This window comes from Bacillus sp. GW823-FHT06B01, assembly GCF_058952315.1.
Map to the genome: position 1 here is coordinate 272,843 of NZ_JBXAHR010000002.1, position 14,037 is coordinate 286,879.

A 14,037-nucleotide genomic window follows, 5' to 3' on the forward strand; every position below is an offset into this window, starting at 1 on the left:
GAATGCACGTTTTTATTATGAAAAGACACATCTTCTCCATTGTGTTTTTATATTTTTTCGTGTTATTTTATTATAAGGCAAATAATCTTTATGAGGTGAGTACAAATGAAACGTATTGGTGTATTAACAAGTGGTGGAGATTCACCTGGTATGAATGCTGCCATTCGTGCAGTTGTTCGTAAAGCGATTTTCCATGATATTGAAGTATATGGTATTTACCATGGATACGCGGGTTTAATTTCTGGTCATATTGAAAAATTAGAACTTGGTTCTGTTGGCGATATTATCCACCGTGGTGGTACGAAATTATATACAGCAAGATGTCCTGAGTTTAAAGATCCAGAAGTACGACTAAAAGGTATCGAGCAATTAAAGAAACACGGTATCGAAGGACTTGTTGTTATTGGTGGAGATGGCTCTTACCAAGGTGCTAAAAAATTAACTGAACAAGGATTCCCATGTGTTGGTGTACCAGGTACAATCGACAATGATATTCCTGGAACAGACTTCACAATTGGTTTCGATACAGCTTTAAATACTGTTATTGATGCAATTGATAAAATTCGTGACACAGCTACATCTCATGAACGTACATATGTTATCGAAGTAATGGGGCGTCATGCTGGAGATATCGCATTATGGGCTGGTTTAGCTGATGGTGCCGAAACAATCTTAATTCCAGAAGAAGAGTATGACATGGAAGATGTTATTGCTCGTCTGAAGCGCGGTAGTGAACGTGGTAAAAAACACAGTATTATCATTGTGGCTGAAGGTGTTGGAAGTGCAATTGACATCGGTAAGCACATTGAAGAAGCAACAAACTTTGATACTCGTGTAACTGTATTAGGTCACGTACAACGTGGTGGATCACCAAGTGCACAAGACCGTGTATTAGCAAGTCGTCTTGGCGCAAGAGCAGTTGAATTATTAATTGCTGGTAGAGGTGGACGTTGTGTAGGTATTCAAGATAATAAACTTGTTGATCATGATATTATCGAAGCGTTAGCTCAAAAGCATACAATCGATAAAGATATGTATCAATTATCTAAAGAATTATCCATTTAATCGGCTTAATGTCGGATATTTGGGAACGGTTTCATAATTTTCGGAGGTGCAATATGCGTAAAACTAAAATTGTATGTACTATAGGTCCTGCTAGTGAAAGTATTGAGAAATTAGAACAATTAATCGAAGCGGGTATGAACGTTGCTCGTTTAAACTTCTCTCATGGTAGCCATGAAGAGCACGGCGCTCGTATTAAAAACATTCGTGAAGCTTCAAAGAAAACTGGTAAAACAGTTGGTATCTTACTTGATACAAAAGGTCCAGAAATCCGTACTCACGACTTCGTAGACGGACAAGCTGAGCTTGTAACAGGTGCAGAAGTAGTTCTTTCTACTGAGCAAGTATTAGGTACTGCAGAGAAGTTCTCTGTATCTTATGCTGGTCTTTATGACGATGTAGACCCAGGTTCTCGTATTCTAATCGATGACGGTCTTATCGAACTAGAAGTAATCGAAAAAGCTGACGGAAACATCCGTACAAAAGTTTTAAACAGCGGAACTGTAAAAAATAAAAAAGGTGTTAACGTACCAAACGTAAGCATTAAGCTTCCTGGTATCACTGAAAAAGACGTAAAAGATATCGTTTTCGGTATCGAGCAAAAAGTTGATTTCATCGCAGCTTCATTCGTACGTAAAGCATCTGACGTATTAGAAATCCGTGAATTATTAGAAGGGCATAACGCTCAATACATCCAAATCGTACCAAAAATCGAAAACCAAGAGGGTATCGATAACATCGATTCAATCTTAGAAGTTTCTGACGGTTTAATGGTAGCTCGTGGTGATATGGGTGTAGAAATTCCACCAGAAGAAGTACCATTAGTACAAAAACGTCTAATCAAAAAATGTAACGTGTTAGGTAAACCGGTTATTACTGCGACACAAATGTTAGATTCTATGCAACGTAACCCACGTCCAACTCGTGCGGAAGCAAGTGACGTAGCTAATGCAATCTTCGATGGTACAGATGCAATCATGCTTTCAGGTGAAACAGCTGCTGGTCAATACCCAGTAGAAGCAGTAACAATGATGGCTAACATTGCAGTACGTGTTGAAAAATCATTACAATATGAAGATATGTTCAAAAAACGTATTAAAGAGTTCACTCCAACAATTACAGATGCAATTAGCCAATCTGTTGCGCATACAGCACTTGCTCTTGATGTAGCTGCAATCGTAGCTCCAACAGAAAGTGGACATACTGCGAAAATGATCTCTAAATACCGTCCGAAATCTCCAATCGTAGCTGTAACATCTGACGAGCAAGTAGGACGTCGTCTTGCACTTGTTTGGGGTGTACAAGCATTTATGGCTGGAAAACGTGCAGCGTCTACTGACGAAATGTTAGATACTGCAATTCAAACAGGTATGGATGCAGGTCTAATTGGACTTGGAGACACTGTAGTAATCACTGCTGGTGTTCCAGTTGCTGAAACTGGTACAACAAACTTAATGAAAATCCATGTTGTTGGTGAAGAAGTTGCGAAAGGACAAGGAATCGGTCGTAAAGCTGCAAAAGGTAAAGTAGTTGTAGCGAAAACAGCTGCTGAAGCTGTAGCGAACGTAAACAAAGGTGATATCCTTGTTACAACAAGCACTGATAAAGATATGATTCCTGCAATCGAAAAAGCTGCTGCTCTAGTTGTAGAAGAAGGCGGTCTAACAAGCCATGCGGCTGTTGTAGGTGTATCAATCGGTATTCCTGTTATCGTTGGTGTAAACGGCGTAACAGCAACTTTAAAAAATGGCCAAGAAGTAACAGTTGATGCAGCACGCGGAATTGTTTATAATGGACATGCGGAAGTGCTATAAGTAATACGAAGAGAAGGATCGGAGTCCTTCTCTTTTTTTTACACAAAAACGAGGTGGAATCAGCTTGAAACGCCTGGAATTACGTTTAAAAGCCGTTTGTTACGAGGTTCAATAGGGAAAGGTGTTTAGTTTCTGTGTAGCGTATACGGGCGCTCTGGGTTCGTTTAAAGTGATGAGTGAGAGGAGTGTAGAACTATGAAGTGGTTACTATTCTTGTTTATTTTAATACCGGCGATTGAGATTACAGTCTTAATTGGATCGAGTCATGTAATAGGTTTATGGTCTACGTTCGCTATGATTGTATTTACGGGTGTTGTAGGTGTCTATTTGGCGAAAAGACAAGGATTTAAAGTGCTTAGAGAGATTCAATCTAAGTTGAATAGAGGAGAAATGCCAGGAGGAGCGGTACTGGATGGTATTTTTATCTTTGTAGGAGGTATTCTTTTGGTACTTCCTGGATACGTAACGGATATAATAGGTTTGATCTTCGTTATCCCTATGACGAGGGCTTTGTTGAAGCCATTTGTTATGAAGTGGATGGAATGGAAGTTTAGAAAGAGTTCTACTATTATTGTGCAGAAATAGTGCTTAGATTATAGCGATCTAAGCACTATTTTTTTGCCCGCAAAAGGATGAGAGATGGATGAAGTTCTGTTGATCATAGTTTTGCTGTATCATGCCTTAAAATGTGGTGAATGCGAAGGAGTTAAGTGGAAATCAGACTGCTCATACAAGTCCGGTTGGTGAAAGTTAATAATCGGTGGTGGACAAAATCCTTACTGATCATAGTTTTGCCTTATTATATTTGCTATGTATTTTTCGATTGGATATGGAGGTAGTTCTTAATGAATGTGTTGTAGGGGAATTCATATGAACTCAAGCTGGTTTTTGTATATAAAAAGAATCAATTGGTATGGAAAAGTTAGATACGAACAGGAAAAATGTTAGTTTAAGTTTTATTTTATACCATTTTGCATATTTATTCATTTACATAAAAAGTAATAAATGTAAGTAATAATTATAAAAATAACAGAATAAATATGTAAAAATACCTCGGAATATGCGTTTTCTATGCAAAAAAACAAGAGTATTATCCTTTTTGTGGGAAATTCTCTTGTTGTATGTAATGAGTGTGAAAAACAAGTATAAGGAATAATCAGTGGGAAATTCCCACTGATTACATATAAGTTTTTTGTTGTATATGAATTAGAAACTATTATTTTGAAGGTGAGCCTTTAATATATTTCCACAAATCATGGAATACACGAGCTTTGTGCAATGTATTAAGTAGTACTAAGATGACTGGACCGATGATTAATCCTAAAAAGCCAAAAAGTTTAAAGCCGACAAATAGAGCGATCAGTGTTGCTAATGGATCGAGGCCGATATTAGATGAAAGTACTTTAGGCTCCATAATTTGTCTTTGGACAATCACGACGATGTATAAGATGAGAAGACCGATGGCGAAAGCAGTATCGCCAGTGAAAAATACGTATATAACCCAAGGAACGAAGACGGCACCTGTTCCTAAATACGGGAGTAAATCTACAACCCCTGTAATAATCGCGATAGTAATGGCGTATGGTACGCGTAATATTAAAAGTCCGATTAGTACAATAACAGTTGTCATAGATACGAGTGTAAGTTGCGCTTTAACAAAACCAAATAAAGCTTTTCTTAAGTCCACAAAAATAGTTTTTCCATAGCCATGAACACGATTGGGCAAAAATTTTCTTACTTTCTGAGCAAGACGATGCCAATCGTAACTAATGAAGAAAGTGGCTAATAAAACGAATACAAGGACAGTTAAAGTGGTTGGTAATGCACTGATGAAATTTGTTAACCCGCTTATAATAGCAGTTAAAAGTTCTTTCATTTGCGTCGTTGCTTCGGTTCCTAAGTTTTGAATGTTTTGTGTAATCGTATAGCGCTGTGGTTCCCCAAGATGATTAAATTTAGAAATTAAATCATCATAGAGAGGCATAATATGATTAAGTGCAAATTGCTCTGCGAATTTAACGATATCCGGGAACTTTACTGTAACAAGTTGTAGTAAGTATGTTGTGGCCGATATTGCTTCCGTTACAAGATATGTAACGAGTCCGACGATAGCTCCGAATACGAGAATTAAGCTAACGAGTACTGCTAGTGCGCGAGGGAATTGTAGTTTTTGATTAAGGAAATTGACGACGGGATTAATCAAATAAGCAAATGCGAAAGCGATAATAAAAGGATAGATAAGTCCTGACATATATAGTAATGCATAGAACCCGGCTACCGTTGCTACAATGACAAATATGAGTCGCAATATCATATATAGTAAGTTTCGGTTCAAAGATGTATACCTCCCATTCCAATTTGGATTATCCTAATTCGTTCAACTTATAACGAGTGTGCCCCACTGATTAAAGTTTCACTTTATGTTATAGTGGAATGATGGATTTTTCCTGCTTTTTCAGTACATGAGTGACTGTAAAAGCTTGGTGTTGATGCTTCTACTATATGGTAAAAACTTCATTTTCTCTTCTTTTTATTTTACCTGTTTCTTATTAGAAAAGAAAGGAGGGACAATCGTTTTCAAAAATGTATATAGGCTTAAATTTTTGATGATGAAAGTCTCAGTTTAGCATTTTAAAATACATAAAAAATGAAGTGGTTATTGTTGAATATACATCGATATAGCATGTATAACGATAGGTTTAAAGGTATTTTTGTTTGGAAATGAGTTCATTATTTTCAGAAAGGAAGTGTAAACATGATTAGTCAGTCAACGTTATTTTTATTCATACTACTTATTATAGGACTTGTTGCTAAAAACCAATCGCTTACTGTAGCTATTGGTGTGTTATTTTTATTGAAATTTACGTTTCTAGGAGATAAAGTCTTTCCTTATCTACAAACGAAAGGGATTAACCTCGGTGTAACGGTTATTACAATAGCAGTACTCGTACCGATTGCAACGGGGGAAATAGGTTTTAAACAACTTGGAGAAGCGGCGAAATCGTATTATGCATGGATTGCCTTAGCTTCAGGGGTAGCGGTTGCTTTGTTAGCGAAAGGCGGCGTACAATTATTGACGACGGATCCTCATATTACAACTGCGCTCGTTTTCGGGACAATTATAGCGGTTGCTTTATTTAATGGAGTTGCTGTAGGTCCATTAATTGGGGCTGGAATTGCCTATGCAGTTATGAGTATTATACAGATGTTTAAATAAGGAATTTTATAGTAATATAAAATTTTTGAATTCTTTCTGTTCACAAAAGTCAGATAATTGTTTATAATAGGATTAGAAACTTTGAAAAGTTACATAACAGCAGAGACTTTACACCAGATAAAATAAAAACAACATAAAACAATTTTATAATGATATTGTTTTATGTTGTTTTTATCATAAAACTCTTCGGGATTAATTTTCCTCACTAACTTGTTGTTTTGAGCGTGAGGATTCGGGGAGACATTCACGCTCATGCTTTCCATGTAAACAATGGACAATAAGAGGGGAACATCGCAACAAATTTGCATGATCGTGCATTTTGCTTGCCTAAAGAGTGAACGGGCGTTCATAATTCAAAAGGGAAGCAAATAGATATAAGGAGCAAGGTTGGGAGAATTTTCAGGAAAAGGAGAGAATGTCATGACTGTTATTCGAGGTTTAGAAGGGGTAGTAGCAACAACATCATCTGTGAGCTCTATTATTGATGATACATTAACTTATGTTGGGTATAATATTGATGATTTAGCTGAGAATGCTACATTTGAAGAAGTAGTGTACTTATTATGGCATCGCAAGCTTCCTAATGAACAAGAACTAGCGAAATTTAAAGAGATTGTATCGGAATACTATAAAGTTCCAGGTGAGATTTTAACATATTTGAAACAAGTAGATTTAAAAATCGCACATCCGATGTCTGTTTTACGAACTGCAATTTCCATGCTATCATTATACGATGAGAGCGCTGAAATTATGGATGAAAACTCCAATTATTTGAAAGCGGTTAAATTGCAGGCTCAAGTGGGAACTTTAGTTGCTGCTTATGCAAGAATTCGTAAAGGTTTAGATGTTGTTGAGCCTAGAAACGATTTATCATTAGCTGCAAACTTCTTGTACATGTTAAATGATCGCGAGCCAAATGAAGTTGAAATTGAAGCTTTTGACAAGGCGCTTGTACTTCACGCAGATCATGAGTTAAACGCTTCTACATTTACTGCACGCGTTTGTGTAGCTACACTTTCAGATGTATATTCTGGTATTACAGCAGCAATCGGTGCGTTAAAAGGTCCTCTTCACGGCGGGGCAAACGAAAATGTAATGAAGATGCTAACTGAAATTGGCGAAGAAGAAAATGTAGAATCATATATTCATAATGCTCTTCAAAATAAAGTGAAAATCATGGGCTTTGGCCACCGTGTATATGAGCAGGGTGATCCGCGTGCAAAACATTTACGCGAAATGTCTAAGAGATTATGCGTGCTTTTAGGAGAAGACAAATGGTATAATATGTCTATCAAAATTGAAGACATTGTAACAAAAGAAAAAGGTCTTCCACCAAATGTTGATTTCTATTCAGCTTCTGTATACCATTGTTTAGGAATTGACCATGACTTATTTACACCTATTTTTGCAATTAGCCGTATGTCAGGCTGGTTAGCTCATATTCTAGAACAATATGAAAACAACCGTTTAATCCGTCCGCGTGCTGATTATAATGGACCAACACATCAAGTGTACGTTCCAATTGCACAACGATAAGCGAAAAACACTATTTTGATAGTGAAAATACGCTTTCAAAAGTCTGATTTTTTCGGAAAGACGTAATGATTAGAATATTTTAATTTAAATAACGGTTTGAACTGAGGGGTTATTCCCTCAGTTTCATACATATGAAATTTCAAACATGGGGGTTATCACATTGATGACAGGTGAAAAAATTACTGTAACTAATGGTGTTATGAATGTACCAAACAATCCGATTATTCCATTTATCGAAGGAGATGGAATTGGTCCTGATATTTGGGCAGCTGCATCTCGTGTACTAGAAGCAGCAGTTGAAAAAGCTTATGATGGTGAGAAGAAAATTGTTTGGAAAGAAGTGCTTGCAGGGGAAAAAGCATTCAACCAAACAGGCGAGTGGTTACCAGAAGAAACTTTAAATTTAATCCGTGAATATTTAATCGCGATTAAAGGTCCACTTACAACTCCAGTTGGCGGTGGTATTCGTTCTCTAAACGTAGCACTTCGTCAAGAATTAGATTTATATGTATGCCTACGTCCAGTTCGTTATTTTGATGGTGTTCCTTCACCTGTAAAACGTCCGGAAGATACTGATATGGTTATTTTCCGTGAGAATACAGAAGACATTTATGCTGGAATTGAATATGCACAAGGATCTCCGGAAGCAGAAAAAGTCCTTGCTTTCTTAAAAGAAGCAATGGGTGTTAATAAAATCCGCTTCCCAGAAACATCTGGTATTGGTATTAAACCAATCTCAGAAGAAGGGACAAAGCGTCTTGTTCGTGCTGCAATTCAATATGCGATTAACGAAAAACGTTCTTCTGTTACATTAGTTCATAAAGGAAACATTATGAAATTTACAGAAGGTGCTTTCAAAAACTGGGGTTACGAAGTAGCGGAACAAGAATTTGGCGATAAAGTATTTACTTGGGCTGAATATGATCGTATCGTTGAGAAAGATGGTAAAGATGCAGCGAATAAAGCGATGGCAGACGCTGAAGTGGCTGGAAAAATCATCGTAAAAGATTCTATTGCAGACATCTTCTTACAACAAATTTTAACTCGTCCACGTGAGTTCGATGTTGTTGCAACAATGAACTTAAACGGAGACTACATCTCTGATGCACTTGCTGCACAAGTAGGTGGAATTGGTATTGCACCTGGTGCAAACATTAACTATGTGACTGGACATGCTATCTTTGAAGCTACACATGGTACAGCTCCAAAATATGCAGGTTTAGACAAAGTAAACCCATCTTCAGTTCTTCTTTCTGGTGTATTATTATTAGAGCACTTAGGATGGAATGAAGCTGCGAAATTAGTAACTGATTCAGTTGAGAAAACAATTGCTTCAAAAGTAGTAACTTATGATTTCGCACGCTTAATGGAAGGTGCAACAGAAGTGAAATGTTCTGAGTTCGCTAATGAACTTATTAAAAACATGGATGTAGCGATAATCAAAAACGCATAATTAAAGCGGGGGGGTAAATTATGACAATCAAACGCAAGAAAGTTTCAGTCATCGGTGCAGGATTTACAGGAGCAACAACAGCATTCTTATTAGCACAAAAAGAACTTGCAGATGTTGTATTAGTGGACATTCCACAACTGGAAAATCCAACAAAAGGGAAAGCGTTAGATATGTTAGAAGCGAGCCCAGTACAAGGTTTTGATGCTAACATTATTGGAACATCTGATTACGCAGATACTGCTGATTCTGACGTTGTCGTTATTACAGCAGGTATTGCACGTAAGCCTGGTATGAGCCGTGATGACTTAGTAGCAACAAACTCTAAAATTATGAAAAGTATTACGCGCGACATTGCAAAACATTCACCAAATGCGATTATTGTTGTGTTAACAAATCCAGTTGATGCAATGACATATTCTGTATTTAAAGAAGCAGGATTCCCGAAAGAGCGTGTTATCGGTCAATCGGGCGTATTAGATACAGCTCGTTTCCGTACATTTATTGCACAAGAATTAAATCTTTCTGTGAAAGATATTACAGGATTTGTTCTTGGTGGACACGGTGACGATATGGTACCTCTTGTACGTTATTCTTATGCAGGTGGCATTCCGTTAGAAACGTTAATTCCGAAAGAGCGTTTAGAAGCAATCGTAGAACGTACCCGTAAAGGTGGCGGCGAGATTGTAGGCTTATTAGGAAACGGTAGTGCATATTACGCACCAGCTGCTTCTTTAGTTGAAATGACAGAAGCAATCTTAAAAGATCAACGCCGTGTATTACCAGCTATTGCGTACCTTGAAGGTGAATATGGTTATAGCGATCTTTACTTAGGCGTACCAGTAATTCTAGGTGGTAACGGAATTGAAAAAATTATTGAGTTAGAACTTCTTACAGATGAAAGAGAAGCGTTAGATCGCTCTGTAGAATCTGTACGTAATGTAATGAAGGTTCTTGTTTAATAATTAAATATTAAGTAGAAAAAGATTCGGGGCCCCGAATCTTTTTCTACTATTTATTCAAATGTTTTTTTGAAATAATATGAAAACGCTATCATTTGGTGTATCCTATAATGAAACTATAGATTTATACTATACATTGCCCTCATCATAGTAAATTTCGGATAAGGTATCGCTATTAGTAGGATAATAAGGTGAAAAAATCGGAGGGGGTTGTAACATGTTAAAGAAAAAAGTTCAAATTGGTCGTAGAATGGATGAAATTACAGTAGGAGAGAAATTATCTATCACTGAAAAAATTGAGGATAAAGATTTGTTATTGTACTTAGGGTTAACGAATGATGCCAATCCATTATATATTCAGCATGATTACGCATCCCAAACTCCGTATGAAAAGCCGATTGTACCAAGCATTATGCTAACGGGAATGATTACAACGGCAGTTACGAAATATTTACCAGGTCCAGGCAGTCATATTACTAGGAAGGACCTTACGTTCGTGAAGCATGTTCATCATTATGAAACGTTACAAATCCATTTTGAAGTTGTAGCTGTTTCTGAGGAGGAACATACAATTGATATGCTTGTATCTGCTCATGATGAAAAAGGAGAAACGGTTGTAAAGGGTTCTTTAACAGTAACGCCGCCTTTTAAATCAGTTTCTATTATGGAAAAAGCATTAGATAATTTTTAAAACATGAAAATATGAATAGCGCTAGCACACCTTACTATAAGGGGGCTAGCGCTATTTTTAGTTGAAGAATCCTTGTGTGAATCCTTCGGCGAAATCAGAACAACCTGTTTTAATCGTATCCCAGCTTGGGGCGTTGAAAGTAAGAATACATGTTACTACTAAAGATAGAATAGGTAGAACTAATCGCATAATAGACCTCCGTGTTTTAAATATTTGTATATTTAAATTAATGATATAAAGATTGATAATGTAAGTCAATAAAAGGGGTGATTTTTAAGGTGAAGTGGAAAAAAGAAGATGTTATCTTTGAAACGATAAGAGAAGCTGAAGTGTGGGCAGACGGGGGCGCGAATGAAATGTATGGAAGACTATTTGATAGATATGAAACACCGGACTATAAAATAGCGTATGCTCTTTCATTTTTCCTAGCGCAGGAGAGGGGATTTGTGGTTCATACGGAAAAATACTTTGAAAAGGGTAGGTTTATCTACCGAGTTTGGATAGCGGAGAGGGAGAGAGAATGAAGTTTTAATTGCTTTTATTTTCGAAGCATTAGTAGAAACGAGCTCCATGAATAGACAATTATATTGAGAGGGAACTTGTTTTCTAGTATGATGAGAATAACGGGGAAAATACTAGGATGAAGAAGGTTTCAAGTCTATAACTTGGAGGAAAAGAATGAACAATCGTATTTTAGTAGTTGATGATGAGGAATTTATCTTAACTTTAATTGAATTTAATCTACAACAAGCTGGGTTTGAGGTTATAACAGCGATGGATGGAGAAATGGCGCTTCAAAAAGCGACAACAGAACGCCCAGATTTAATTATATTAGATTTAATGCTTCCAAAAATGGATGGTATGGAAGTGTGTAAAGAATTACGATTGCAGCGCGTTATGACGCCGATTTTAATGTTAACAGCAAAAGATGATGAATTTGATAAGGTGCTAGGTCTTGAACTTGGGGCAGATGATTATATGACGAAGCCATTTAGCCCAAGGGAAGTTGTGGCGCGTGTGAAGGCAATTTTGCGCCGCACGAAATTACAACAAGAAGAACAAGTGAAAGAAGCGTCAGATGAAGAGAGCATCACAATTGCTGAACTTAAAATTTTGCCGGAATTTTATGAGGCTTATTTCCAAGGAAGAAAGCTTGAATTAACACCAAAAGAATTTGAACTACTTGTTTATCTTGCGAAAAATAAAAGTCGCGTGTTGACACGTGATCAATTATTAAGTGCTGTATGGAACTATGATTTTGCTGGTGATACACGAATTGTTGACGTTCATATTAGCCATTTGCGCGATAAAATTGAACAAAATACGAAAAAACCGACGTACATTAAAACGATACGTGGTTTAGGATATAAATTAGAGGAGCCAAAAGGGGATGAATAAATTTCGTTCCAGGCTTCTTTTTACATTTGTTTCTCTTATTGTTTTTATTTTAGTTGGACTAGGTTTATTACTGGAAACCGTGTTTGAAAACTACTATATAGATCATGCAAAAGAGAGAATGGTAAAAGAGACAGAGTATGTTGCGGTATTAGCAGAAGAACAGGGTTTTGATGATGTTTTAAAAAATCCATATGTATTTGAAAAGTTAGAAGAAAAAATACAGGCTTCTATTGCATTTGTAGATGAAAAAAAGAAAGTTCAATATAGCGGAGGAGAACAGTCTGCTTTTAGTGAAGGGATAATTAAAGAACTTTCTTCTGAAACAACAAAACAAAGAAACAAAGTCATTACGAAAGAAACAGATCAGAATAATGAATTTTACCATGCGGTATTCGTTCAAGATGCAGCAGGGAAACAAGGGTACATTTTGGTGAAAAGTACAATTGAGCCTTTGAAATCTGTTCATCAAAAAACGTGGGGATTATTAATTATCGGATTTGTTATCGCTTGTCTCGTAGTCGTATTTTTAGGTATGAAAATTACAGGGCAATATATTAGGCCAATTGAATCCGTTACGAAAGTTGCTATCGAATTAGCGAAGGGAAATTATAAAGCACGCGCTTATGAAAGTCATTCGGATGAAACGGGAATGCTGAGTAAAGCAATTAATATTTTAGCCCGTAATTTACAAGAGATGACACTTGAGCAAGAAATGCAACAAGATCGTCTGCATACGTTAATTGAAAATATGGGAAGCGGAATGATTTTAATTGATAGCCGCGGTTATATAAACCTTGTAAACCGTTCTTATAAGGAAACTTTCCACGTAACAGATGAAGAATATTTAGATCGTTTATATTATGAGTCGTTTCATCATACAGAAATTATAGAGCTCGTGGAAGAAATTTTTATGACAGAAGTGAAAGTGCGTAAACAAATGTTATTGCCGCTTGGAATTGAGCGAAAGCATTTTGAAGTATATGGAGCACCGATTATCGGGACGAACCATGAATGGAAAGGGATTGTCCTTGTATTCCATGACATTACTGAGCTAAAGAAATTAGAACAAATGAGAAAAGACTTTTTAGCGAATGTTTCTCATGAACTAAAGACACCGATTACTTCTATTAAAGGTTTTTCAGAAACGCTCTTGGATGGTGCTATGGATAATAAAAAATTCTGCGAACATTTCTTGCACATTATTTTAAAAGAAAGTGAACGCATGCAAGGGTTAATTGAAGATTTATTAGATTTATCAAAGATTGAGCAACAAGGCTTTAAATTGAGTATGGGGACCGTTGATATGAAGGGACTTCTTGAAGACATTCATATGGTGCTTGATAACAAAGCAGGAGAAAAAGAAATTTCTTTACAAGTAAATGCGCTAAAAGGAGTCTCGGTCATTGGAGATCCAAGTCGTTTGAAGCAAATCTTTATTAATTTAATGAATAACGCAATCGTATATACGCCGGCTGGAGGCGTTGTTTCTGTAGAATTAGTAGAAGATAAATATAATGCTTATATAAAAGTATCGGATACGGGAATTGGTATTAGTAAAGATGAAATTCCGCGTATTTTTGAACGCTTTTACCGAGTGGATAAAGCGAGAAGTAGAAATACTGGTGGTACAGGCCTTGGATTATCGATTGTAAAGCATTTAGTTGAGGCGCATCACGGCACGATTACAGTGGATAGTGAAGTTGGGGAAGGGACAACATTTACAGTTGTTTTACCAAAATCAGCAACTGAAAAATAGGATGAAGGATGTTTACAATATATTAACAATGGTTTAATTAAATATTAATAAAGGTCTGTTAATATAATACATGAAAACCCCTTCATCCAAGGAGTAATTTTGGACGAGAATAGTTATGCTATTCTCGTCACTTCCCTTTTATGTTAGTAAA

Annotated in this window: 13 protein-coding genes; 11 read left to right on the forward strand and 2 right to left on the reverse strand. The window is 36.6% G+C overall.

Translation table 11 applies throughout. The features are described 5' to 3' along the window. The first annotated feature begins 105 nt into the window (after positions 1-105). The 3 genes from pfkA to AC1Q8N_RS08465 all read left to right on the forward strand — a co-directional run bounded on the left by pfkA (position 106) and on the right by AC1Q8N_RS08465 (position 3,461). Positions 106-1,065, forward strand: coding sequence for a 6-phosphofructokinase (gene pfkA / locus AC1Q8N_RS08455; protein ID WP_000821162.1), 960 nt, complete (start codon positions 106-108; stop codon positions 1,063-1,065). A 53-nt stretch (positions 1,066-1,118) separates the two neighbouring features. Next, positions 1,119-2,876 (forward strand): pyruvate kinase, encoded by a 1,758-nt coding sequence (gene pyk, locus AC1Q8N_RS08460; RefSeq protein WP_001232679.1) that lies wholly within the window; start codon positions 1,119-1,121, stop codon positions 2,874-2,876. A gap of 195 nt (positions 2,877-3,071) precedes the next feature. After that, on the forward strand, positions 3,072-3,461 hold the full coding sequence (locus AC1Q8N_RS08465; RefSeq protein WP_048544357.1) for an FxsA family protein: 390 nt from the start codon (positions 3,072-3,074) through the stop codon (positions 3,459-3,461). Between the two features lie 631 nt (positions 3,462-4,092). Here AC1Q8N_RS08465 and ytvI read toward each other — a convergent pair. Next, the gene (ytvI, locus tag AC1Q8N_RS08470) at positions 4,093-5,211 is read right to left on the reverse strand and encodes a sporulation integral membrane protein YtvI (protein ID WP_001081380.1); all 1,119 of its coding nucleotides are present in this window, start codon (positions 5,209-5,211) and stop codon (positions 4,093-4,095) included. Positions 5,212-5,631: 420 nt separating this feature from the next. On the opposite strand from ytvI, the gene AC1Q8N_RS08475 reads away from it, so the two are divergent. From AC1Q8N_RS08475 to AC1Q8N_RS08495, 5 genes are all read left to right on the forward strand, one after another. After that, the gene (locus tag AC1Q8N_RS08475; protein ID WP_000625511.1) at positions 5,632-6,093 is read left to right on the forward strand and encodes a DUF441 domain-containing protein; all 462 of its coding nucleotides are present in this window, start codon (positions 5,632-5,634) and stop codon (positions 6,091-6,093) included. Positions 6,094-6,480: 387 nt separating this feature from the next. Continuing rightward, positions 6,481-7,629 (forward strand): citrate synthase, encoded by a 1,149-nt coding sequence (gene citZ, locus AC1Q8N_RS08480; protein WP_000503659.1) that lies wholly within the window; start codon positions 6,481-6,483, stop codon positions 7,627-7,629. 160 nt (positions 7,630-7,789) lie between these two features. Continuing rightward, complete coding sequence (gene icd, locus AC1Q8N_RS08485; protein WP_048544353.1) at positions 7,790-9,082, forward strand: NADP-dependent isocitrate dehydrogenase; 1,293 nt, start codon at positions 7,790-7,792, stop codon at positions 9,080-9,082. Between the two features lie 20 nt (positions 9,083-9,102). Continuing rightward, positions 9,103-10,041 carry a malate dehydrogenase gene (gene mdh, locus AC1Q8N_RS08490; RefSeq protein WP_000153236.1) on the forward strand — a complete coding sequence of 313 codons (939 nt, stop codon included), beginning with the start codon at positions 9,103-9,105 and terminating at the stop codon, positions 10,039-10,041. 217 nt (positions 10,042-10,258) lie between these two features. Then, the gene (locus AC1Q8N_RS08495; protein ID WP_000914190.1) at positions 10,259-10,732 is read left to right on the forward strand and encodes a MaoC family dehydratase; all 474 of its coding nucleotides are present in this window, start codon (positions 10,259-10,261) and stop codon (positions 10,730-10,732) included. Positions 10,733-10,789: 57 nt separating this feature from the next. On the opposite strand, the gene AC1Q8N_RS08500 is transcribed toward AC1Q8N_RS08495, so the two are convergent. After that, on the reverse strand, positions 10,790-10,921 hold the full coding sequence (locus AC1Q8N_RS08500; protein WP_002122970.1) for a hypothetical protein: 132 nt from the start codon (positions 10,919-10,921) through the stop codon (positions 10,790-10,792). A gap of 89 nt (positions 10,922-11,010) precedes the next feature. On the opposite strand from AC1Q8N_RS08500, the gene AC1Q8N_RS08505 reads away from it, so the two are divergent. From AC1Q8N_RS08505 to phoR, 3 genes are all read left to right on the forward strand, one after another. Continuing rightward, a complete protein-coding gene (locus tag AC1Q8N_RS08505; RefSeq protein ID WP_098078786.1) occupies positions 11,011-11,256 on the forward strand; it encodes a hypothetical protein in 246 nt (81 codons plus the stop codon). A gap of 154 nt (positions 11,257-11,410) precedes the next feature. Next, the gene (phoP, locus tag AC1Q8N_RS08510) at positions 11,411-12,130 is read left to right on the forward strand and encodes a two-component system response regulator PhoP (protein WP_001065222.1); all 720 of its coding nucleotides are present in this window, start codon (positions 11,411-11,413) and stop codon (positions 12,128-12,130) included. Beyond that, on the forward strand, positions 12,123-13,886 hold the full coding sequence (gene phoR, locus AC1Q8N_RS08515) for a sensory box histidine kinase PhoR (RefSeq protein WP_098078788.1): 1,764 nt from the start codon (positions 12,123-12,125) through the stop codon (positions 13,884-13,886). The genes phoP and phoR overlap by 8 nt, the downstream gene beginning before the upstream one ends. The last annotated feature ends 151 nt before the right edge of the window (positions 13,887-14,037 follow it).